At 70.5% G+C, this 20,890-nt stretch carries 20 protein-coding genes and 1 pseudogene; 7 read left to right on the plus strand and 14 right to left on the minus strand.

Annotated elements, in window-relative coordinates; genetic code table 11:
* Positions 1–36: 36 nt before the first annotated feature.
* Positions 37–372: pseudogene (locus ACLHRZ_RS30640) on the plus strand (IS701 family transposase); the annotation flags it as partial.
* 75 nt (positions 373–447) lie between these two features.
* On the opposite strand, the gene ACLHRZ_RS30645 reads toward ACLHRZ_RS30640, so the two are convergent.
* From ACLHRZ_RS30645 to ACLHRZ_RS30685, 9 genes are all read right to left on the minus strand, one after another.
* Positions 448–1,029: a P-loop nucleotide/nucleoside kinase family protein gene (locus tag ACLHRZ_RS30645; RefSeq protein WP_490421830.1), complete on the minus strand. Its 582-nt coding sequence runs from the start codon at positions 1,027–1,029 to the stop codon at positions 448–450.
* Between the two features lie 53 nt (positions 1,030–1,082).
* Positions 1,083–1,805, minus strand: coding sequence for a class I SAM-dependent methyltransferase (locus ACLHRZ_RS30650; protein WP_490421831.1), 723 nt, complete (start codon positions 1,803–1,805; stop codon positions 1,083–1,085).
* Positions 1,792–2,742 carry a glycosyltransferase family 2 protein gene (locus tag ACLHRZ_RS30655; protein ID WP_490421832.1) on the minus strand — a complete coding sequence of 317 codons (951 nt, stop codon included), beginning with the start codon at positions 2,740–2,742 and terminating at the stop codon, positions 1,792–1,794. The genes ACLHRZ_RS30650 and ACLHRZ_RS30655 overlap by 14 nt, the downstream gene beginning before the upstream one ends.
* Entirely contained in the window at positions 2,739–3,971 is a 1,233-nt protein-coding gene (locus tag ACLHRZ_RS30660; protein WP_490421833.1) for an arylsulfotransferase family protein, read from the minus strand. Before ACLHRZ_RS30660 ends, ACLHRZ_RS30655 begins: the two co-directional genes overlap by 4 nt.
* A gap of 78 nt (positions 3,972–4,049) precedes the next feature.
* A complete protein-coding gene (locus ACLHRZ_RS30665) occupies positions 4,050–4,817 on the minus strand; it encodes a creatininase family protein (RefSeq protein ID WP_490421834.1) in 768 nt (255 codons plus the stop codon).
* A 29-nt stretch (positions 4,818–4,846) separates the two neighbouring features.
* Complete coding sequence (locus tag ACLHRZ_RS30670; protein ID WP_490421835.1) at positions 4,847–5,824, minus strand: hypothetical protein; 978 nt, start codon at positions 5,822–5,824, stop codon at positions 4,847–4,849.
* 9 nt (positions 5,825–5,833) lie between these two features.
* Complete coding sequence (locus tag ACLHRZ_RS30675; RefSeq protein ID WP_490421836.1) at positions 5,834–7,048, minus strand: radical SAM/SPASM domain-containing protein; 1,215 nt, start codon at positions 7,046–7,048, stop codon at positions 5,834–5,836.
* A 136-nt stretch (positions 7,049–7,184) separates the two neighbouring features.
* The gene (locus ACLHRZ_RS30680) at positions 7,185–7,367 is read right to left on the minus strand and encodes a hypothetical protein (RefSeq protein ID WP_490421837.1); all 183 of its coding nucleotides are present in this window, start codon (positions 7,365–7,367) and stop codon (positions 7,185–7,187) included.
* A complete protein-coding gene (locus ACLHRZ_RS30685; protein ID WP_490421838.1) occupies positions 7,364–7,960 on the minus strand; it encodes a DUF6415 family natural product biosynthesis protein in 597 nt (198 codons plus the stop codon). The genes ACLHRZ_RS30680 and ACLHRZ_RS30685 overlap by 4 nt, the downstream gene beginning before the upstream one ends.
* Positions 7,961–8,194: 234 nt before the next feature.
* Here ACLHRZ_RS30685 and ACLHRZ_RS30690 point away from each other — a divergent pair, with 234 nt between their 5' ends.
* The 3 genes from ACLHRZ_RS30690 to ACLHRZ_RS30700 all read left to right on the plus strand — a co-directional run bounded on the left by ACLHRZ_RS30690 (position 8,195) and on the right by ACLHRZ_RS30700 (position 9,922).
* Positions 8,195–9,052, plus strand: coding sequence for a helix-turn-helix domain-containing protein (locus ACLHRZ_RS30690; RefSeq protein ID WP_490421839.1), 858 nt, complete (start codon positions 8,195–8,197; stop codon positions 9,050–9,052).
* Complete coding sequence (locus ACLHRZ_RS30695; protein ID WP_490421840.1) at positions 9,030–9,251, plus strand: DUF397 domain-containing protein; 222 nt, start codon at positions 9,030–9,032, stop codon at positions 9,249–9,251. Before ACLHRZ_RS30690 ends, ACLHRZ_RS30695 begins: the two co-directional genes overlap by 23 nt.
* A 101-nt stretch (positions 9,252–9,352) precedes the next feature.
* Positions 9,353–9,922, plus strand: a complete 570-nt coding sequence (locus ACLHRZ_RS30700; protein WP_490421841.1) for a DinB family protein — start codon at positions 9,353–9,355, stop codon at positions 9,920–9,922.
* On the opposite strand, the gene narI is transcribed toward ACLHRZ_RS30700, so the two are convergent.
* From narI to ACLHRZ_RS30720, 4 genes are read right to left on the minus strand one after another with little or no spacing between them, the layout of a single operon-like run.
* Entirely contained in the window at positions 9,898–10,590 is a 693-nt protein-coding gene (gene narI, locus ACLHRZ_RS30705) for a respiratory nitrate reductase subunit gamma (protein ID WP_490421842.1), read from the minus strand. The genes ACLHRZ_RS30700 and narI overlap by 25 nt on opposite strands.
* Positions 10,587–11,252, minus strand: a complete 666-nt coding sequence (gene narJ / locus ACLHRZ_RS30710; protein ID WP_490421843.1) for a nitrate reductase molybdenum cofactor assembly chaperone — start codon at positions 11,250–11,252, stop codon at positions 10,587–10,589. Before narJ ends, narI begins: the two co-directional genes overlap by 4 nt.
* Positions 11,249–12,775 carry a nitrate reductase subunit beta gene (gene narH, locus ACLHRZ_RS30715; protein ID WP_490421844.1) on the minus strand — a complete coding sequence of 509 codons (1,527 nt, stop codon included), beginning with the start codon at positions 12,773–12,775 and terminating at the stop codon, positions 11,249–11,251. The genes narJ and narH overlap by 4 nt, the downstream gene beginning before the upstream one ends.
* Before the next feature lies 1 nt (position 12,776).
* Positions 12,777–16,478, minus strand: a complete 3,702-nt coding sequence (locus tag ACLHRZ_RS30720) for a nitrate reductase subunit alpha (protein ID WP_490421845.1) — start codon at positions 16,476–16,478, stop codon at positions 12,777–12,779.
* Positions 16,479–16,808: 330 nt separating this feature from the next.
* On the opposite strand from ACLHRZ_RS30720, the gene ACLHRZ_RS30725 reads away from it, so the two are divergent.
* The 3 genes from ACLHRZ_RS30725 to hemG all read left to right on the plus strand — a co-directional run bounded on the left by ACLHRZ_RS30725 (position 16,809) and on the right by hemG (position 19,925).
* Positions 16,809–18,005: a TIGR04053 family radical SAM/SPASM domain-containing protein gene (locus ACLHRZ_RS30725; RefSeq protein WP_490421846.1), complete on the plus strand. Its 1,197-nt coding sequence runs from the start codon at positions 16,809–16,811 to the stop codon at positions 18,003–18,005.
* A 16-nt stretch (positions 18,006–18,021) separates the two neighbouring features.
* Complete coding sequence (locus tag ACLHRZ_RS30730; RefSeq protein WP_490421847.1) at positions 18,022–18,471, plus strand: hypothetical protein; 450 nt, start codon at positions 18,022–18,024, stop codon at positions 18,469–18,471.
* 62 nt (positions 18,472–18,533) lie between these two features.
* Positions 18,534–19,925: a protoporphyrinogen oxidase gene (hemG, locus tag ACLHRZ_RS30735; protein ID WP_490421848.1), complete on the plus strand. Its 1,392-nt coding sequence runs from the start codon at positions 18,534–18,536 to the stop codon at positions 19,923–19,925.
* 105 nt (positions 19,926–20,030) lie between these two features.
* Here hemG and ACLHRZ_RS30740 read toward each other — a convergent pair whose 3' ends face one another.
* A complete protein-coding gene (locus ACLHRZ_RS30740; RefSeq protein WP_490421849.1) occupies positions 20,031–20,759 on the minus strand; it encodes a response regulator in 729 nt (242 codons plus the stop codon).
* Positions 20,760–20,890: the final 131 nt, after the last annotated feature.

A 20,890-nucleotide genomic window follows, 5' to 3' on the forward strand; every position in this document is an offset into this window, starting at 1 on the left:
GCTATCAGAAACGGACTTAACGCCCTCTCAGGGGCCATGTTGCCCCAGCGTGTGCCGTGTCCGCCCGTTCCGGGTCCGTTGGAAGCCTATGCCGCGCGCTTTGACGACCTGTTCTCCACGCTGGCACTGCGCAGTGGAGTTCGCGAGTACTTGGCTGGTCTGCTGCTGCCGCGGGACCGGACCAAGACACCGACCTGTCTGGCGGGTTCGGAGCCGGTGGTCGGTGCCCAGCACCGGACGGTGCAGCGGTTGCAGTTCTTCCTACCCAAGTCGACCGAGAGCCAGGAGGAAGTCAACGCCGCCGGCTGGAACTGCTGCTGGCGGATCCGGCGACCGCCCCCGCACCCGGGTGGGATACTCGTAGTCGACGACTCCGGGGTCCGCAAGGACGGGCGAGCGGCCGCGCACGCGGGCAAGCAGCACGCGGGCCAGCGCAGGCTCGGCTCGTCAGCCAGCGCTGGCATGCCACTCGTCGGGAGCGGATGCTCGAATGAACGTAGCGATCTCCCCAATACTCGGGCTGTAGCCGCTCGAGGTGTCCACCGTCATGGTGGGGACGTCCAGGGAGATCGGCACGAACGAGTCAAGCGAGTGTTCCCCCGCGGCGATCGCTTCGAGCAGGTCGTGGTCACCGTGCGCTGCCCGGTGGGCGCTTTCCTTCGCGCGTTGGACGATGCGGTCGTGGGCAATGCCGGCGGGAGTGGTGCAGCGGATGACCCGGATGCGCGCGAGGCTGGCGAGCGGCTCCAGGTTCGGCCGCCACAGCCGGTCTTGGAAGGCGGCCTCGGCGACGACCGTCACCCGGGCGTGGAGGAGGACCTTCAGTACGCCGAAGAAGGCTTCGAGGGTCGGGTAGTTGAGAGGGTCGTCCCCGCCGTTGCGGTAGCCGGGGGTGGCCATGACCATGCCCTGCTTGATCTCGTCGCGGATGATCGCGGGGCACCCGAGTTCGCGGGCGAGCTCGTGCGCGAGCGTTGTTTTCCCCGTGCCGGGGCCGCCGCTCACGATGGCCAGGATTGGGGCGCTCATAGCGTGTCCTCGCAGGTCAGCATCGTGTGGTCCCGTTCATGGCGTTCGCCCCGTCAGAGCAGGAGGGATTGGGTCATGGTGATCTTCACGAGCCGCAGGGCGATGAATCCTGGCTCGCGGGTCAGTTTGGCGTACTCACGGGGATAGCGCTGGCCCATTGCCGGGTCGGGGCGATGTTCCACCAGGCGTTCGATGGCAAAGCCCGCGTCGGTGATCTCCTCGACCCAGCGTTGGAGGGGCTGTCGCCAGTAGCGGTGGAGCATCCCGCCGGTCCAGGTCTCTTCGACGTGGCGGGCGTCGAAGTAACTGCCGCCGTCGGCAAGCCAGTCGGCGGTCGGGTGGCTGGTGGAGAGGATGAGACGCCCAGCGGGACGCAGGACCCGATGAAGCTCGCGCAGGGCGGCTACGCGGTCGTGGACGTAGTGGATGACCAGGGTGGCGAGGACGACGTCGACGGTGGCGTCGGGCAGCCAGTCGAGCGGGGCAGCGAGGTCGTGCTGGCGCACCTGGGTGCTGGGGCCGAGGCGCTGGCGGGCGTGGCGGACCATGTCGGCGCTCTGGTCGAACCCTATCGCCTCGGCTCCGCGCGCGGTCAGCTCGGCCAAGTACAGGCCGGGGCCGCATCCGGCGTCGAGGACGCGCTGGCCGCTCACGTCGCCGAGGAGACTGAGGATGGTGGGCCGGTCGTAGTGGGCGTTGTAGGCGCTGACGGCTGCCTCGGCTGCGAAGGTGTCCGCGAAGCCGTCGTAGGCCGCCGGGTCGTCACCCGGCTGCACGGGCGGCCTCCGCGAGCTGCCTGCTTGATGCGGGGTGGGGTGCTGTGGCAGTGGGAAGAAGGCTGTCGAGCAGCGTGGGGTCGGGCGGAGCGCTGGCGGCGAAGCCGGGGTGGAGCCCGCGGACGGCGTGCTCGTAGACGTGCGCGGGGAGCGGTCGGCCGTGCTCGATGTGAACGTCCAGGCTAGCGTCGAAGCGCCGGAACCAATCCCGGTAGGCGTGCACGAGCGGATCCGTGGTCGGCCACATCTCGTACAGGCGGGCGCGGGCGCTGGTGAAGGGGGTGGGGCTGGTCAGGTAGGCCGAGGAGACGGCGCTGGGGCGCGGGACCTGGTGGTACACGGATGTGATGTCGCTGAGGAAAGCGAACCGGAATCGTAGGGTCCGGCGGAGGGCCAGCCACAGGGCCCAGTCCTCACAGTGCGTCATTCCCTCGTCGAACCTGACTTCTGTGCGGGCGAAGTTCCAGGTCACTACGGAGCCGGTGTGGATGTAATTGGCGACCAGCAGGAAGGCGTCGTCGAAGGGGTAGTCCTTGCGCGGGAGCAGGTGCGGTGCGCAAGGGACGGCCTCGATCCAGCGGGAGCTGACAAGTGCCCCGCCGTACACCGTGTCGGCGTGTCCGGCGGCCAGGGTGCGGTGGGCGGTGGCCAGGTGTTGGGGGAGGTAGATGTCGTCGTCATCCAGGAAGGCGACATGCTCGCCGCGGGCAGCAGCCAGCCCGGTATTGCGGGCGTGGCTGACACCGCGCCGGGGATCGGTGTCGATCAGGGTGATCGGCAGGTCGTGTTTCCAGCTGTCGACGACCGTTCGCACGGACAGGCCGCCGTCGCGGACGACGATGACCTCGAAGTCGCGGTGGGTCTGACGGGCCAGACTGCGCAGGGCCCGGTGCAGCGGGCCGGGGCGGTCGGCGGTGGGGATGATCACGCTGATCACAGGGTGCTCCTCAAGGTGAGGGGGAGGCTGTCCCGCAGTTCGCACCGTAGCCGGGAGCGGACCAGGTCCCGGGCGGGCCCGTCGCCGTCGCCCAGGAGAGCGGCGGTGGCGGCGGGCACAGCGGTCATGCGGTAGAACTCGGCGCGGGAGGAAGCCGCCTTCGCCGGCTTCCGAGTGCTGATCCGCACGGCCCATGCGGTGCGGCCCTCGCGCGTGACTTCGATGCCCCGCCCGCTCTGGGCGTCGCTGATCAAGATGGTTCCGCCGGGCAGTTCCTCGCACCCGCCGGCCATCGCGCAGAACAGGCTCTCGGGCGGGTCCGCTATGTACTGCCAGACGACCTGATTGCTGACCGGGTCTATCTCCAGGACGCGGGAGCGGCCGTGGGCCTGTCCATTGTCGAAGACGAGCACGGTGCCGCCGGTCCGGGCAGAAGGCTGGTGCTGGCCGGACAGCTCACCCGGTCCCCAGAACCAGCGGACCGCCCGTGCGGTCAGGTCCAGCACCGCGATCAGGTCGAGGCTGCGCAGGGATACCAGGACATCGCCGTCGTTCCACAGCCCTTGGGGGTGGGCGCGGAGGATCTCGACGGTGTTGGCGTGCAAGACGTCGCACGGCGAGCCGGGCAGGTCCCGCAAATGCCGCGAGACCTCACGTCCGCGCTGGCCGTTCACCTCGTACGTGCCCGGTGCGGGCAGGTGGCCGCTCGCAGCGCGCTGGTCGGCTTCCTTCTCGATGAGGGCCTTCAGGCCCGGGTCGATGGTGAGGATGTCATAGAGCGAGTGCGCGGCGTGGATCTCGCCGTGGCTGCTCAGGATGGTGATGGTGTTGTCCAGCAGGACGCGGGCACCGCCCGGCCAGGGAACGCTCCGAGGTTCCTCGGTGAGGGCGTAGACGTCGCCGCTGGGGTGGACGTCGAGGTCGTGGTGGACGGGCAGCTCGGCCCGCCAGGCGAGGCTGGAGTCCGGGCGGAGTTTGAGCAGCGCGTGCAGCGGCACCGTGACGAACAGGCCGCCATCGTCAGCCAGTTCGACGTGGTTCCAGCCGCGCAGGTAGGTCGACGGTTCGGTCTCGGGCGCGGGCTGGTCGAGCGCGCTGGACCAGGCATGAACGACACGTCCACGGCGGTCAATCAGGCAGGCGAAGGGCTGAGGGTAGGAAGCTGACGGGGAGAACAGGAAGTACGTGTCCGTCTTCCCGCCTTTCTGGCCGAGAGGTGCTGGTGCCACTGGCTGTCTCCTTGTCCGCTCGCGAGTGGGGGTCCGATGGCGCCGGGCATGTTGCTGCATCTCGTACGGGTGGTGGGGCTACTGACTGCGGGGGTCCTTGAACTCCAGGCGGACCGCTGCTTCGAGCTGGCGGGCGACCTGGTCGGCAACTCTCTCGCCCAAGGCGGCGCTAGCGTTGTCGGCGGTGTAGACGATGCCGGAGTCGGTCGTGGCGTCCGGCGGCAGCGGGTAGACGTGGTAGCGCATCCGGCGCGGCTCGCCGCTGGTGCTGGGTCTGGCCGTGAGCTGGTCGGGCTGAACGGCCTCTGGCGCAATGTGCATGACCAGGCTGGACTCGACTATGGCCGCATGGTGATCGTTCCGGCGGGCGACGCCGGTCTCGGTGGCGAGGTCGTCGCGGAACCGCTCGCCGACGACGTCCCACCAGGCGACGATCACGACGCGGGCGCCCGGGGTGCTCTCGGTGAACGAGCGAGCCGCCTCGCAGAGGAAGCCGACGTTGTCGATAGCGGAGTTGACGATGACGAACTTGCGGACGCCGTTGTCGGCCAGCGAGGACAGGACGTCGCCGACGAGGTGCATGAAGGTGCTGCCGCTGATGCTGATGACGCCAGGGAAGGTGCCGCCCAGACGATAGGGCGGGGTGGCGATCCCGTAGCCGATGGACGGGGTGATGAAGCCGCCGAGGTCGCGGGCGAGCCGGGTGGCGAAGTACTCACTGATCACCGTGTCCGAGGCGAGCGGGAGGTGGGGGCCGTGCGGTTCAAGGGCGCCGACCGGCACGATGGCGTATCCGTTCCCGGCGCGCCGTTGGAAGTCGGGCCAGGTCATGTCACCCAGCAGCATCTGAGGCTCCTTGATGTCGTCGGTTCAGGTCAGGCGTTCGTCCAGCCGAGACTGGGCACGTCTCGGGAGCGCAGAGACTCGGCGACCTGCAGGTTGAGGAAGTCCTCCTTGTTGCAGCAGCCGCTGGCCGCCTCGCATGGTGCCCACCGCTCGGCGCGCAGCGGCAGCTCGAACTCCGGGTCCAGGACGCTGCCGAGCGGAGCGCGTTCCAGAGCCGCGTAGCGGGAGCACCGGTAGACCTGACCGTGGATGTCGATGAACACGTAGTCGTGCCCGGCCCGGCAGGACTGCCCGAGCGGCGAGGAAAGACCGGTCAAGGCAGCCTTGGTGAGCGCGGCGTCACCACCGCAGGCGTCCACCGTGTCCAACACGTCCAGCACGTCCGCGTTGCGTATCGCCGGCACCGCGTGGGCTGGGTCACCGTTGTGGTCGAAGGACGCCGACGGGGCGGTGGGGTCGTAGCCAAGGTCGACGTTGAAGCGCAGACCGGCCGTCAGGGCTGCGGCACGAACGCACTGGATCTCGGCGGTGTCGTGGCCGTTGAACAGCAGCGCGTTGACCACGACGAAGCAGCCGTACTCCTCCTGCGCGAACGCGGCGGCGTCGATGAACTTCTCCAGCGGGATCTGGCCCTCGTGCCAGGTCAGCCACAGCGACAACTTGCCCAGGTTCGCGTGGTGTTCGAGCTTGGGCAGTCGGCGTTTGATGAGGGATCCGTTGGACAGCAGCTCCACGTACCGCACGCCGGGCTGTTGGGTGAGCCAGCCCGCCCTCTCCAGGAAGAAGGGGGAGGCGAAGGGCTCGCCCAGACTCCCGAGGCGTACCTCGACCGAGCAGGGCCGCGAGGCTATCCAGTCCACAACGGCAGTGAAGGTCTCCCGGTCAGCGGGGTTCTTCCAGTCGTAGCGATTGCTCTTGGCCCAGTCGCCGGTGGACACACAGTAGTCGCAGTCGAAGTTGCACAGCCGTTGCCCGGCGACGTACCAGATCTTCACAGGGTCCGGCATGAACCCTCCCTATCCGAAGGTCGCGATCGGCCGGAAGTCCCGGCCGGGATAGTCCGACGTCTGGTTGTGGCAGCGTCGGCACATGAAGTCCTTCGGCGCGTCGGTCACACCGAACACCTTCTGGCGCAGGCTCACGGCGGCGTCGCTGGTCATGAGCTCGTCGATGGACCCGTCGCGGATGTTCCCGAAGACCTCACGCTGGTAATAGTCGTTGCAGCACAGGAACAGGTCACCGGTGACGCTGAAGTTGGCGTGCTGGACAGGCCAGCCGCATCCGGTCAGCCGTCCCTCGACTCGCACGTCCTGGGCGTACGGTCCACCCACGTCGCCAGCCCGGTCGCAGGTCAGGCTGGGGAAGACTTCCACCCCCAGCGGCTGGTAGCGGCGCGTAATACCGTCGAGGTTGCGGACCAGCCGGTCGCCGACGCCGTTCACCACGATCTGGACGCGCAGCCCGGCGCTGATCGCCGCCTCCACGTTCCGCACGGTGCGCGGGTAGCTGCGCGACCCGGTCAGCTCCGCGAACTCGCGCGGGTCGACGCTGGGCATGTTGACGATGAGATGCCGCAGGACGCCGTGCCGTACCAACGCGTCGATCTTGTCCTGGGTCAGCGCCGAGGCGTTGCTGTACAGGGCGAGCTGCATGCCGTGCCGGGCCAGCACCGTTACGCGATCGATGAAGTACCTGTCCAGCGTGGGCTCGTTGTAGAACTGGAATGTCACGTAGTCGACCGTGCCGACGGTCTTCAGCTTGGTGATGATCTCCTCGAACAGGTCCATCGGCATGGTCTGCCGGGGCTTCGGGTCGGTGGCGACGGGGCAGAATTGGCAGCCCCAGTTGCAGTGGGCGGTGACCTCGATCTCCCCGGACACCAGCCGGTACGCCCGGCACAAGTCCTTGGGTACCTGTAACCAGTCCCGCGCCGTGGCCACGGCTACCCGGTCCGCGCCGAACCGTTCGGCCAGCGCACATGCGGCCTGGGGCTCGCGCGCACATGCGGTGAGCAGCTCCAGCATCTGGCAGTCGTCCTGCCAGGCGATCTGACGGTCGAGGCCGATGATCCCGAACACCGCGTCGGCCGACGGCGGAGCGCCCTCGGGAAACACGGGCCCGAACGTGTCGCTCAGGTAGACGACCGGCGGATCAGCCCCCGGGATGACATGAGTGAGATATGGCGACGTCTGGAGCAGATCCGTCCCTGACCTGTGAGAGGAGCGGGTCATATAGACCTCCTTCGACCGGTAGTCAGCCCGAACGCGCCTGGCCCGTGGGGCCCGTGGCCTGCCCGCCCGGGGGTGAGGACACATCGGACGGGCAGGGAATCCCGGCCGGGCCAACAGCAGGACATTTCAAGGCTGTTCACTTCTCGGCCGGCGTGTCGGGCGCAGTGGCCACGGGGGCCGTGGCGGCGTGCTGCTGTTGCTCGACGATCTGTCCGAGCAGGACCAGCGTCGCGATGACACCCAGCCCGTAGATCCACTTGCACACGTCGCCTACCGGGTCGTACCAGGTGGAACCGCGAGGGCGCGCGTGGCAGCTCATTCGGCTGCCCCCCCTTGGCACCACTGGTCGTCCCCAGGCTCCGTCAGTGCGAGTCCGAGCAGGCCCCGGCAGGCGCGGGCGAGCTCCTGCGCGTATACGCACCAGGCAACTACCTGACCGCCGGCGGTGGGAGCGGAGTCGAGCTTCTTACGGATCTCGCCGACAAGGAGCTGGACGATGCGCTGCTGGTCGCTGGACGCCCAATCCTGCGCTTCCACGACGGGCAGCAGACGCCTCACATGCCCCCGCAAGGCGGTGAGCAGGTCATCCACGGTGTCGGCCAGCGGCATCGCGTCCAGGGGCTTGCCGATGGTCGCGGTGATGTCCTGTACGTCGATCGGGTGCGTGTGCTGCGCGGCAGACTCGGAGTGGTCGGCGGCCGCGGTTACCGGGTCTCCCCCGGGGCTGAAATCCGGGAGCGGCATCGCCCGTGCGAGGTCGTAGTAGTCCTCGAAGTCGTTACTGCTCCACTCTTGCGGATCACCATGTGAGTGCCAATAGCGGGCGCCGAGGGGAGATTCGACGGCGCGCTCGTGGTGCTCCTCGGTACGCGGATCGGCGCCGGACATGGCTGTGCGCGGGAACAAGGGCATGGGAGGGCTCCTGCACGAGCGGTGATGATGGTGGTTGCGACGGTCCGCCGCTACTCACTGCCTTCGAGGGACGGCGAGCCGCCGCACTGGTGAACCGAACACCCGATACCGGAAGGAGGGGGTGGTTCAGTCACCCCAGTATCCGGTCGCGTGTGTGAGGTCACCATGCTCTGGGTATCGAGGTTCCGAGTCGCGTATCAGTTGACGCACCGATACGACGAAGGAGGGGCAACGATGCCAGCAGCAAAGGAACTTGACCCATTACGGAATCTCGCATCACTTGCAGGATCCATGCTGCGCAACAGGCGTAAAGCCGTTGGGCTGACGCAGACCCAGTTCGGGAGGAAGATTCCCCTGTCGCAGGCGATGGTCGCAAGCATCGAACTCGGCAAGGAGATCCCCAACGCGGACACTGCGCAGCTGATCGACGATGCTGCGGGCGCCGGAGGCGAGTTGGTCGCGACGTGGTACCACGTGCGCAAGGACATCCAGCGGCAAACCACTTACCCGATCTGGTCCCACGCATACCTGTCAGCCGAAGTTGAAACGACCCGCATCCAGCACTTCGCGAACATCGTCCCTGGACTCGTGCAAACCGAGGACTACGCACGGGCGATCATCAGCGCTGGTGTCACCCTCTTCGGGGGAGATGCCGAGGAGAAGGTCGAGGCCCGCATGGAGCGCCAGACCATCCTCGGAGGAGATGACCCGCCGTGGCTCTGGAGCATCATGGACGAGGCCGCGCTCTATCGCGTCGTCGGCAGCCACGACGTGATGTGCGCCCAACTCACGCATCTCCTCGAACACTCCAAGCGGCCCCGCATCACCTTCCGCATCCTGCCTTTCAACAGGCAGATCCCAGGCGGGGTTACCTCCATCGGAGCCCTCATGCTCCTTTCACGACCAGGGAAGAACGAGGCAGTCTACTGGGAGAGCGGCATCAACGGGGCCTTCCTGGAAGCGCCAAGCGAAGTGGCGGTATACAGGGCCTTCTACGATCACCTGGATCTCGACGTCCTGACGCCGTCGGCGTCAACCGACCTGATCCGTAAAGCCCGTGAGGAGCACCATGCGCACTGCGAGCACCATTGACCTGACGTACGTCACCTGGCGCAAGTCCACTCACAGCGGCAACGGCACCGACTGCGTCGAAGTATCCGACGACCTCGACGCAGTCGTGCCCGTCCGCGACAGCAAGAAGCCGACCGGTGCCGTCGTCGTCTTCACCAGCACGGCCTGGACCTCGTTCATCGGGCGCATTCACGCCGGCCACATCGGAATGACTCGCTAAGCCATCCCGAATGGCACGTGGCCTCTCCCCAGGGATGACGAGGAGAGGCCACACTTGCGTCGCGACCTGAGCAGTCTAGACAGCACGATGGGAGGCACACCATGGACATCGACTGGCCGGCCGAACTCGGCGATCAGCTGAACTCGCACTGGGAGCAACGGCTGCGGCCCCGGCTGGACGGGCTGACGGACGACGAATACTTCTGGGAGCCGGTGCCCGGCTGCTGGACGTTGCGGCCGCGCCGCGCGGAGGACGAGTTGGGCGGGGGGACGTTCACCGTCGACTACGACTTCTCCACCCCCGAGCCGGCGCCGGTCACGACCATCGCCTGGCGGCTGGCCCACATCACCGTCCATGTCCTGGCCAAGCGCGCGGAGATGTTCTTCGGTGGACCGCCCGTCGACTACGGCACCCATGTCTATGCCGGCACCGCGGCCGAGGCACTCGGCCAGCTCGACCGGGCCTACGACGCGTGGTCCTCCGGAATGCGGTCGCTCGGCCCCGCGGATGCGGCCCGCCTCTGCGGTCCGGCCGCAGGCCCCTTCGCCGGCCGCCCGCTGGCGGCTGTGGTGCTCCACATCAACCGTGAGGTGATCCATCACGGCGCTGAGATCGCGCTGTTGCGCGACCTGTACCTGCGTTCCGGTCACCCGTCCTTCCGGCTCCGGTAGACCAGCGCCGGGCGCCTGAGGTAGCCGACGGGTGCGCTCCAGACGTGCACGAGGCGGGTGAAGGGCCACACGGCGAAGAGCAGGAAGGCGCTCAGGATGTGGAGTTGGAACAGCAGGGGTGCCGAGGCCATGGCGGCGGGGTGCGGTTGCAGGGTGAACAGCCCGCGGAACCAGACCGAGATCGTGGCGCGGTAGTCGTAGCCGCCTCCGGCCACGTTGTGCACGGCGGTGGCCGCAACGCCCAGCAGGACGGTCGTGAACAGTACCGGGTAGAGGACGCGGTCGCTGCGGTCGGTGGTGCGGCGGACGCGTGCGGACAGCAGGCGGCGTGCACACAGCATGGCCAGCCCGGCCACCATCGCCGCCCCGGCGGCCGTGCCGAGGCCCACGGCCGTGACGTGGTAGGCGTGTTCGCTGATCCCGACGGCTTCCGTCCAGGTCGCGGGTACGGCCAGGCCCACGGCGTGTCCGCCGATGACGGCGAAGGTTCCCGCGTGGAACAGCGGGCTGCCGAAGCGCAGCCAGCGGTGTTCCAGGAGCTGGGTGGTGCGGCACGTCCAGCCGAACCGGTCCCGGCGGTATCGCCATATGTGGCCGGCGACGCACACCGTCAGGCAGATGTAGGGGAACGCGACCCACAGGAGGGGCTGCGAGGCGAGGTGGGTCATCGGGGGTCTTCCGGGTTCGTGGGAGTGGTTCCGTAGGGCTGCAGGCCCACCTGTTCGGCGGGCGGGCCTTCGGCCGCCAGGCGGCGCACCGCTTCCCGGTCGGCGGCCGTCGGCGGCGGGAGCAGGGCGAGGAGGGCCGCGAGGAGGTGGCGGTAGGGGGATTCCAGGTCGTCGAGGGAGTGGTGGATCAGCTGCAGCCCGCGCCGGTGGCGGCGCAGGGGTGCCTCGCCCGGCCCCGGCCCCAGGAGGGCCGCGAACTCCAGGGCGACCGGCAGGTGGTCGGGCAGTTCGCCGTCGGCGACCTCCCAGCCGTGGGCGCGGTAGGTCTGGGCGAGGGCGAGCAGGGCCGTGCCGCGGCGGCGGGTGTCGCCGTGCAGGTAGTAGGTGAGGTGCAGTCCGCTCCTGCGGCGCAGGTCGAAGACGTCGACGTAGTGCATCTGCCGTTCGTGTGCGGGCTGCGGGGCGAACCAGTCGGTGAACCGGGTCAGGTGTTTCGCGGCGGGTGAGGGCGACAGTTGTGCGACGGCGGCGGCCAGTTCCGGTGCGGCAGCGGCCAGTTCGGCGTCGGGGTACTGGAGCAGCAGGGACAGCAGGCGCATCGACCGGGCGCGTTCCGCGGTCTGCCGGGGGGTGGGCCGCCGGTCGCGGGTGAACAGGTTCACGGTGCGTCCCTTTCCGTGCGGCGCCGGGCGGGCATGCCGAGCATGGTGCGGCCCTCCCCCGGCTGCCGGTCGTGGGTGTCGACCGGGCAGCGGAAGCCGGCTGTGCCCGGGTCCCCGGTGGCCGCTTCCTTGTGTGCGGCGGGTACGACGAAGCGGTCGGTGTATTTGGCGACGGCCAGCAACCGGTGCAGGTCGTCGGCCTGTTCGGGGGTGAGTCCCACGGCGTCGAGCAGGCCCGGGTCGGCGGGGTCGCCGAGGGTGCGGGTGCGCATGTGGCTGCGCAGGGCGGTCAGTTTCATCAGGACGCCGGCCACGGCGTCGGTGTCGCCGGCGGTGAAGAGGGCGGCGAGGTATTCCAGGGGGATGCGCAGCCGGGTGACGGCGGCGAAGACGTGGTCGGGGTCGTCGGAGCTGCCGCCCGTCGCGCCGACCGCGTCCAGGACCGGGGACAGTGGGGGCACGTACCAGACCATCGGGAGGGTGCGGTACTCCGGGTGCAGCGGCAGGGCCACCCGGTATTCGCTGATGAGGGCGCGTACGGGTGAGCGCCGGGCGGCGTCGATCCAGTCGTCGGCGATGCCGTTCGCGCGGGCGGCGGCGGCCACTTCGGGGTCGTGGGGGTCGAGGAGGAGATTGCGCTGGGCGTCGAGCAGGTCCGTCTCCTCGGGGATGGCGGCGGCCTGGCCCACCCGGTCGGCGTCGTAGAGGACGACGCCGAGGTAGCGCAGCCGGCCGACGCAGGTCTCGGAGCAGACGGTGGGCTGTCCGGCTTCGATGCGCGGGAAGCAGAAGGTGCACTTCTCCGCCTTGCCGGTGGCGTGGTTGACGTAGACCTTCTTGTAGGGGCAGGCGGAGACGCACATGCGCCAGCCGCGGCAGCGGTCCTGGTCGACGAGGACGATGCCGTCCTCGGTGCGCTTGTAGAGGGCGCCCGACGGGCAGGCGGCGACGCAGGCGGGGTTGAGGCAGTGTTCGCACAGTCTCGGCAGGTGGAACATGAAGGTCTGCTCGAACTCGAACCGGACCTTCTCCGCCAGGCCGCCGCCGAGGTTGGGGTCTCCGGCACCGTGCTCCGGCGTACCGCCCAGTCCGTCCTCCCAGTTGGCGCCCCAAGTGATCGCGGTGGGGCGGCCGGTGAGCGCCGAGCGCGGGCGTGCGACGGGGACGTCCTGGCCCGCCGGGGCGCTGACGAGGGTGTCGTAGTCGTAGGTGACGGGCTCGGCGTAGTCGTCGATCGTGGGCAGCCGGGGGTTGGAGAACAGGGAGGAGAGCCGCTTCAGCCGGCTGCCGGAGCGCAGGGCCAGCCGGCCCTTGCCGTCGAGGGCCCAGCCGCCCTTCCAGTGTTCCTGGTCCTCGTAGCGGCGGGGGTAGCCGACTCCGGGCTTGGTCTCGACGTTGTTGAACCAGGCGTACTCCACGCCGCTGCGGTTGGTCCAGGTCTGTTTGCAGGTGACCGAACAGGTGTGGCAGCCGATGCACTTGTCGAGGTTCATGACCATGGCGACCTGGGCCATCACACGCACGTCAGTACTCCACGTTCTGCGAACGGCGGCGGATCACGGTGACCTCGTCGCGCTGGTTGCCGGTCGGTCCGTAGTAGTTGAAGGCGTAGGTGAACTGGGCGTACCCGCCGGCCAGATGGGTCGGCTTGATCAGCAGCCGGGTGAGGGCGTTGTGGATGCCGCCGCGCTTGCCGCCGACCTCGGTCTTCGGCACGTTCACGGTGCGGTCCTTGGCGTGGTACATGTACACGGTCCCCTCGGGCATACGGTGGGTGACGACGGCTCGGGCGGCGACGACGCCGTTGCGGTTGTATGCCTCGACCCAGTCGTTGTCCTCGGCGCCGATGCGCGCGGCGTCGGCCGTGCTCATCCAGATCACCGGCCCGCCGCGGGACAGCGCGAGCATGTGGGCGTTGTCCTGGTAGGTGGAGTGGACGGACCACTTGGAGTGCGGGGTGAGGTAGCGCACCGTGACCTCCGCGCGGCCCTCCTCGTGCAGGTGCTCGTCGCCGTAGTGGCGGCGGCTGTCCAGGGGCGGGCGGAAGACCGGGAGCTGTTCGCCGAGTTCGGCCATCCAGACGTGGTCGACGAAGAAGTGCTGTCGTCCGGTGAGGGTGTGCCAGGGCTTGCGGTGCTCGACGTTGATGACGAACGGGGAGTAGCGGCGTCCGCCGGTCTCGCTGCCGGACCACTCGTAGGAGGTCATGACGGCGCGGGGCTGGGTGCGGGTGTCGGCGAAGGTGATGCGTTCCCCCTCCCGTTCGGTGGCGAGGTGGGCCAGGTCGGTGCCGGTGCGCTGTTCGAGGGCGCGGAAGCCGGCGGTGGCGATACGTCCGTTGGTGGTGCCGGACAGGGCGAGCACGGCCTCGCAGAAGTCGGAGGCGGTGGCCAGCGAGGGCCGTCCGGCGGCGATGCCGTCGCGCACGGTGCCGCAGCGGCGGCGCAGTTCGTCCAGTTCGGGGCCGACCTGGACGGTGATGCCCTTGGTGGTGGTGCCGAGGTCGTCCAGCAGCGGGCCGATCGCGCGCATCTTCCGGGCGACGGCCGCGTAGTCGCGTTCGACGGTGACGAGCCTGGGCATCGTGCGGCCGGGTACGGGTGCGCAGGTGCCGGTCCGCCAGTCGCCGACGGCCCCGCGGGGCTGGGCGAGTTCGTCGGGGGTGTCGTGCTGCAGGGGCACGGCGAGGACGTCGGTGCAGGTGCCCAGGTGTTCGGCGGCGAGTTCGCTGAAGCGGTCGGCGAGGGTCAGGAAGGTGTCGTAGTCGGTGCGCGCCTGCCAGGGCGGCGGGATGGCGGGGGTGAAGGCGTGGACGAAGGGGTGCATGTCCGTGCTGGACAGGTCGTCCTTCTCGTACCAGGTGGCCGCGGGCAGCACCACGTCGGAGTACAGCCCGGTGGAGGTCATGCGGAAGTCGAGGGTGACCAGCAGGTCGAGCTTGCCCTCGGGGGCCTGCTCGTGCCAGGTCACGTCCTTCGGCCTCGTGCCGGGAGGCGACTCCTCGGAGCGCACGGCGGCGTCGGTGCCGAGCAGGTGGCGCTGGAAGTACTCGCTGCCCTTGCCGGAGGAGCCCAGCAGGTTGGCGCGCCAGACGGTCAGGACGCGGGGGAAGTTGGCCGGGTCGTCGGGGTCCTCGGCGGCGAACCGCAGCCGTCCGGCGGCGAGTTCGCCGGTTATGTGGTCGGCGACGGGGCGGTGTGCGGCGGCGGCCTCGTCGGCGAGGTCGAGGGGGTTGCGGTTGAAGCCAGGGTGGCCGGGTGTCCAGCCGTTCCTGACGGCCTGGGCCAGGCAGTCGGCGAACCCCTTGCCCTCGAAGCGGCCTTCGCCGAGCGGCGAGGCGAGTTCCCCGGGGCCGAAGGCTTCGTACCGCCACTGGTCGGTGTTGAGGTACCAGAACGAGGTGCCCGCCATGTGCCGGGTGGGCCGCTGCCAGTCGAAGGCGAAGGCCAGGTGCTGGAAGCCGGTGACGGGGCGGACCTTCTCCTGTCCGACGTAGTGCGCCCAGCCGCCGCCGTTGACGCCCTGGCAGCCGGTCATGGTGGTGAGGGCCAGGAAGGCACGGTAGACGGTGTCGGAGTGGAACCAGTGGTTGGTGCCGGCTCCCAGCGCGATCATCGAACGGCCGCGGGTGCGTTCGGCGTTGCGGGCGAACTCCCGGGCGATGCGTGCGGCCTGTTCCGCCGGGACGGAGGTGATGCTCTCCTGCCAGGCGGGGGTGCAGGGCCGGGTCGCGTCGTCGTAGGAGTCGGGCCAGTCGCCGGGCAGTCCGTCGCGGCATACTCCGTACTGGGCGAGCATCAGGTCGAAGACGGTGGTGACGAGCCTGCCGCCCACCCGGCGGGCGGGCACGCCGCGCACCGTGGCGGAGCCGCCCTCGGTGGGGCCCTCGTCGAACCGGGGCAGCGCGAGCTCGACGTTCTCCTCGGCCCGCTCCAGCAGGGTCAGTTCGGGGACGGTGTCGCCGAGTTCGAGGTTCCAGCGGCCCTCTCCGGTGTCGCCCCAGCGGAAGCCGAGGGAGCCGTTGGGGACCACGGGCTCGCCGCTCTCCCGATCGGTCAGGACGGTCTTGAACTCGGCGTTCTCCTCTTCACTTCCGAGGTCGGCGGCGGTCAGGAAGCGGTCCGGGACGTACCGTCCGTCGTCGTGGGCGCGCAGGGCGACGAGGAAGGGTGCGTCGGTGAACCGGCGCAGGTAGTCCTCGAAGTACGGGGTGCTCCGGTCGACGAGGAACTCGCGCAGGATCACGTGGCCCATGGCCATCGCGAGCGCCCCGTCGGTGCCGGGGTGCGGGGCGAGCCACTCGTCGGCGTGCTTGACGTTGTCGGCGTAGTCCGGGCTGACGGCGACGACCTTGGTGCCGTTGTAGCGGGTCTCGGTGAGGAAGTGGGCATCGGGGGTGCGGGTGACGGGGATGTTGGAACCCCACATGACCAGGTAGCCCGCGTTCCACCAGTCCGCCGCCTCGGGCACGTCGGTCTGGTCGCCGAAGACCTGCGGCGAGGCGACCGGCAGGTCGGCGTACCAGTCGTAGAAGGACAGCAGGGTGCCGCCGATGAGCGACATGAACCGCGAGCCGGCCGCGAAGGAGGCCATGGACATGGCGGGGATCGGGGAGAAGCCGGCCACCCGGTCGGGGCCGTAGGTCTTGATGGTGTGGACGTGGGCGGCGGCGACGAGTTCGGAGACCTCGTCCCAGTCGGCGCGCACCAGGCCGCCCTTGCCGCGGGCCCTCTTGTAGGCACGGGCCTTGGCCGGGTCCCCGGTGATCTCGGCCCAGGCCGCCACGGGATCGCCCAGCCGTCTGCGGGCCTCGCGCCACATCTTGAGCAGCGCGCCGCGCACGTACGGGTGGCGGACACGGCTGGGCGAGTAGGTGTACCAGGAGAACGAGGCGCCCCGCGGGCAGCCGCGCGGCTCGTACTCGGGGCAGCCGGTGCCGATGGAGGGGTAGTCGGTGGCCTGGTGCTCCCACGTGATGATGCCCTGCTTGACGTGCACCATCCAGGAGCAGGAGCCGGTGCAGTTGACGCCGTGCGTGGAGCGCACGACCTTGTCGTGGGCCCAGCGGCTGCGGTAGAAGCCCTCCCACTGCGTGTCGCCGGGGGCGAACAGGGCGCGTCCGTCGGCCGAGGTCTCGTGGTGCCGTGTCAGCAGCCGCCGCGCGGCGAGAGGCCCGCCCTGTTCCCCGCGGGCACCGGGGTTACCGGCGGTCTCGTCGTTGTCCATGGGATCGAACGCTAGGCGAGAGCGAACCGGACAAGGCGGGGCGAAAGGTCCCTGTCCGGGTGGCCGCACGGCCCGGGATACGACGTCCGGCGCGGGACCAACGGCCCCGGAACGGGGCCGCTCGGCCGCCGCCCGCGGGCAGCCGGACATCGCATGCTGGGCGGCAACCGATACGGAGGTTCTCGTGCACGACCGCAGGCAGTTCCGGCCCGGACACTCCCCCTCACACCCGCCCGGGCGGGCACCGCACGCGGCACCTCCCGTCGGTCACCGGCCGGTCCGCCCGGGCCATGGTGACACCCGGGCGGCCGGTCGCGGCCGGTGGCCGCGATGAGCGCCCGCCGTCCGGTGCGCAGCACGCGCCGGGACGTGTCGGACCGGCCCTTCATCGTCATCTGGGAGTCCACCCGGGCCTGCCCGCTCGCCTGCCGGCACTGCCGGGCCGAGGCGGTCCCCGACCGGGACCCCGGTGAACTCGGCACCGCCGCAGCCAAGGAACTGCTGGACCAGGTCGCCGCGTTCGGCCGCCCCGCGCCCCTGTTCGTGATCACCGGCGGCGATCCCTTCCAGCGGCCCGACCTGCTGGAGCTGATCGCCTACGGCACCCTCTCCGGGCTGCACGTGGCCGTCTCCCCCTCCGGCACGCCCACCCTCACCCCCGAGAACCTGCGTGCCGTGCGCGACGCGGGGGCGGTCGGCCTCTCGCTGAGCCTGGACGGGTCCACCGCAGCGCTGCACGACACCTTCCGGGGCGTGTCCGGCGTGTACGACTGGACGCTGGACGCCTGGGACGCGGCCCGCCGGCTCGGGCTCAAGGTGCAGATCAACACCACGGTCACCCGTCACAACCTGCTCGACCTGCCGGACATCGTCGCCCTGGTGCGCGAGCACGGGGCCATGCTGTGGAGCGCGTTCTTCCTGGTGCCCACCGGACGCGGACGGCTGCTGGACGCGCTCACGCCCGGCGAGGCGGAGGACGTCCTGAACTTCGTCCACGACGTGGGGCTGGCGGTGCCCGCCAAGACCACCGAGGCGCACCACTTCCGCCGCGTCGCCCTGCAGCGCGCGGTGCTGGCGGCCAGGGGCGAGGACCACGTCGCGGCGCTGGGGCTCGGCCCGCTGTACGGGAAGCTGCGCGAGCGGGCGGCCGAACTCGGGCTGGACGTCGCGGAGCGGCGCACGCGGCGTCCCCCGCTGGACGTCAACGCCGGCCGGGGGTTCGCCTTCGTCTCCCACACCGGCACGGTGCACCCGAGCGGCTTCCTGCCGCTCGCCGCGGGCAACGTGCGCACCCGGCCGCTGACCGAGATCTACCGCACCTCCGAACTGTTCACCGGTCTGCGCGACCCCGACCGGCTCGGCGGCCGGTGCGGGCGGTGCGAATTCCGCGTGGTCTGCGGGGGTTCGCGCTCGCGCGCCTACAGCGCGACCGGCGACCCGTACGCCCAGGAGCCGTGGTGCGGTTACCGTCCCGGTTCCTTTCCCCACCAGCGGGACGTGGCACAGCTGCTGCTCGCGGCGAGATGAGCGAGGAACACACGCCATGACAAGCGCCATCGGGCTCTGGACGCTGGTCCGCTTCGTCCATGTGACCGGAGCCGTTCTGTGGGTCGGCGGCCAGCTGGCCCTGTCACTGGTGATCCTGCCGCTGGCCCGCCGCATGCTGTCCGAGGAGGAGCGGGCGCGGTTCGCCGTGGCGGCGGGCAAGCGGTTCGGGATCCTCACCGGCGCGGTGTTCCTGCCGGTGCAGATCGCCACCGGCTGGGCCATGGCCTGGCACAAGGGCATCACCTTCGCCACGCTCGCCGAGCCGGGCTACGGCCGCACGCTGGCGGCCAAACTCGCCCTGTTCCTCGCCGTGTTGGCGGCGGCCGCCGCCCACGGGTGGGCGTACTCCCGCGGCCGGCCGAGGACTGCCCGGGCGCTCGCGGTCGCCTCTCTGGCCGGCTCCCTGGGAGTCGTCCTGCTCGCCACCGGACTGCCGCCCACCTGACGCGGCGGGACATCCCCCGCCACCGAAGACCGACCCCGAACCCGACCGGCCAGGAGGCCCTCGTGCAATCAGTGATCATCATCGGCGGCGGCATCAGCGGCCTCACCGCGGCGTGGTACCTCAGGGCCGAGGCCGAGGTCACCGTCGTGGAGGCCGGCCCGCAGCCGGGCGGCATCCTGCGCTCCGGCACCGTCGCCGGCGTCCCCGTCGACGACGGGGCGGAGGCGGTGCTGGCCCTGCGCCCGGAGGCGGTGGACCTCGCCAAGGCCGCCGGACTCGGCAACGACCTCGTCGCGCCCGCGCAGGCCCCCGTCACCCTGTGGACCCGGGGCACCCTGCGCCCCCTGCCCGCGGGCCACGTCATGGGGATACCCACGGACCTCGCCGCACTCCGGGACACCGGCCTGCTGTCGCCCGAGGGCCTGGCCCGGCTCCGGCGCGAGGAGGAGCTCCCCGCCGCGCCCCTGGACGGCGACACGAGCGTCGGGGCGTATCTCGCGGACCGGCTCGGCCGGGAGGCGGTGGACCGGCTCGTCGAGCCGCTGCTCGGCGGGATCTACGCGGGACGGGCGGACCGGATCTCGCTGCGCGCCGCGCTGCCCGGGGTCGCGAACATCGCCGCCCGCGGCGGTTCGCTGCTCACCGCCCTGCGCTCCGGTGCGCCGTCGAAGGCAGGAGCTCCTCCCGCCGTGATGCAGGGGCTGCGCGGCGGCCTCGCGCGGCTGCCCCGCACCCTGGCCGACACCTGCGGGGCACGGGTGCTCGCCCGGACCCGGGTGCGGGAGCTGCACCGCACCCCCGACGGCTGGCGGGTCGTCGTCTCCGGCTCCTCGCCCCGCACGCTGGAGGCCGACTCCGTGATCCTGGCCACCCCCGCCTATGCCGCCGCCCCGCTCCTGCGACCGCACGCGCCCGTGGCGGCCCGCGAGTTGAGCGCGATCGAGCACGCGAGCATGGCGCTGGTGACCCTGGCCTTCGACCGCGCGCAGATGCCGGCCGGCGTGCCCCGCGGCAACGGCTTCCTCGTCCCGCCCGTCGAGGGGAAGGCCGTGAAGGCCGCCACCTTCCTCAGCAACAAGTGGCACTGGCTCGCCGAGGCCGCCCCCGGAACGTTCGTCCTGCGCGCCTCCGTCGGCCGGCTGGGCGAGGAGTCCCTGCTCGGCCGGGAGGACGGCGAGCTGGCCGCCGTCTGCCTCGCCGAACTGTCCGAGATCCTGGTCCCGTTGGGCCGCCCGGTCGACTTCCACGTCTCGCGGTGGGCGCGGGGGCTGCCGCAGTACTCCGTGGGACACCTCGACCGGGTGCGCACGATCCGTGACGCCGTGGCCGGGCTGCCCGGCCTGGAGGTGTGCGGGGCCGCGTACGAGGGCGTGGGCGTCGCCGCCTGTGTCGCGGGGGCACGTACCGCCGCCCTGCGCACTCTGGGACATGCAGGGCGGAGTTCAGGCAGCTGAACCGGCCATGGAGATCACGTCCGCCGCGCGTCCCCGCACGTTCCGTGGGGTCGGTGCCAGCCACACAATTGACTCCCCGTCATAGACGGGCGACCGGCCGTCGTGTCAGCCGCGTCGCCGCCGGAGCAGCGCGGACTGTCCGGACCGTCTCCTGCCGGCCTCCGGCAAGCGGGTGGCGATCACGGCGGCCTGTACCCGCCGCTCCACCCCCAGCTTGGCCAGCAGACGGGAGACATTGTTCTTGACCGTCTTCTCGGCGAGATAGAGCCGTTGGCCGATCTCCCGGTTGGTCAGGCCCGCTCCCACCAGTGCCAGGATCTCCAGCTCGCGCTCGTCGAGGTCGGGCACGTCCCGCTGCTCCTCCTCGCGCCGGTGCTCGCCGCGCAGCCGGGCCATCAGCCGGGTGGTGGTGCCGGGGTCGAGCATGGACTTGCCGGAGGCGACGACGCGCACGGCGCCGACGAGGTCGTTGCCGCTGATCTGCTTGAGGACGTAGCCGGAGGCCCCGGCCAGGATCGCGTCGAGCAGCGCTTCCTCGTCGTCGAAGGAGGTCAGGATCAGACAGGCGAGACCGGGCATCCGGGAGCGGAGTTCGCGGCAGACGCTCACCCCGTCGCCGTCGGGCAGGCGGACGTCGAGCACCGCGACGCGGGGGCGGAGTGCGGGGATGCGGGCGAGCGCGTCCGCGGCCGTGGAGGCCTCGCCGATCACGGTCATGCCGGGCTCGGCGGACAGCAGGTCGTGGACGCCTCGTCGTACCACTTCGTGATCGTCGAGGAGGAAAACCGTGACGGGCGCCTGCGCGCCGGTCCCTGCTGTGCTGTCGACCGTCATGACGTGCTCCGTACTCAAGTGACCGTCCCGCCGGGCGGGACCCGCTCCATCCTGTCCCGCCACCGGACCCGCGACATGGGCCGACCGGCCCTCCCACCCGGCCCAGGGGGCCTTCCTTCACCTTCCTGCGC

The organism is Streptomyces sp. AM25 (assembly GCF_058146165.1).

Excerpts from the sequence above, each read along its gene's own strand:
- ACLHRZ_RS30645 (WP_490421830.1), bottom strand. The coding sequence starts at position 1,029 with ATGAGCGCCCCAATCCTGGCCATCGTGAGCGGCGGCCCCGGCACGGGG.
- ACLHRZ_RS30665 (WP_490421834.1), bottom strand. The coding sequence starts at position 4,817 with ATGCTGCTGGGTGACATGACCTGGCCCGACTTCCAACGGCGCGCCGGG.
- ACLHRZ_RS30670 (WP_490421835.1), bottom strand. The coding sequence starts at position 5,824 with ATGCCGGACCCTGTGAAGATCTGGTACGTCGCCGGGCAACGGCTGTGC.
- ACLHRZ_RS30675 (WP_490421836.1), bottom strand. The coding sequence starts at position 7,048 with ATGACCCGCTCCTCTCACAGGTCAGGGACGGATCTGCTCCAGACGTCG.
- ACLHRZ_RS30680 (WP_490421837.1), bottom strand. The coding sequence starts at position 7,367 with ATGAGCTGCCACGCGCGCCCTCGCGGTTCCACCTGGTACGACCCGGTA.
- ACLHRZ_RS30685 (WP_490421838.1), bottom strand. The coding sequence starts at position 7,960 with ATGCCCTTGTTCCCGCGCACAGCCATGTCCGGCGCCGATCCGCGTACC.
- ACLHRZ_RS30690 (WP_490421839.1), top strand. The coding sequence starts at position 8,195 with ATGCCAGCAGCAAAGGAACTTGACCCATTACGGAATCTCGCATCACTT.
- ACLHRZ_RS30695 (WP_490421840.1), top strand. The coding sequence starts at position 9,030 with ATGCGCACTGCGAGCACCATTGACCTGACGTACGTCACCTGGCGCAAG.
- ACLHRZ_RS30700 (WP_490421841.1), top strand. The coding sequence starts at position 9,353 with ATGGACATCGACTGGCCGGCCGAACTCGGCGATCAGCTGAACTCGCAC.
- narI (WP_490421842.1), bottom strand. The coding sequence starts at position 10,590 with ATGACCCACCTCGCCTCGCAGCCCCTCCTGTGGGTCGCGTTCCCCTAC.
- ACLHRZ_RS30720 (WP_490421845.1), bottom strand. The coding sequence starts at position 16,478 with ATGGACAACGACGAGACCGCCGGTAACCCCGGTGCCCGCGGGGAACAG.
- ACLHRZ_RS30725 (WP_490421846.1), top strand. The coding sequence starts at position 16,809 with ATGAGCGCCCGCCGTCCGGTGCGCAGCACGCGCCGGGACGTGTCGGAC.
- ACLHRZ_RS30730 (WP_490421847.1), top strand. The coding sequence starts at position 18,022 with ATGACAAGCGCCATCGGGCTCTGGACGCTGGTCCGCTTCGTCCATGTG.
- ACLHRZ_RS30740 (WP_490421849.1), bottom strand. The coding sequence starts at position 20,759 with ATGACGGTCGACAGCACAGCAGGGACCGGCGCGCAGGCGCCCGTCACG.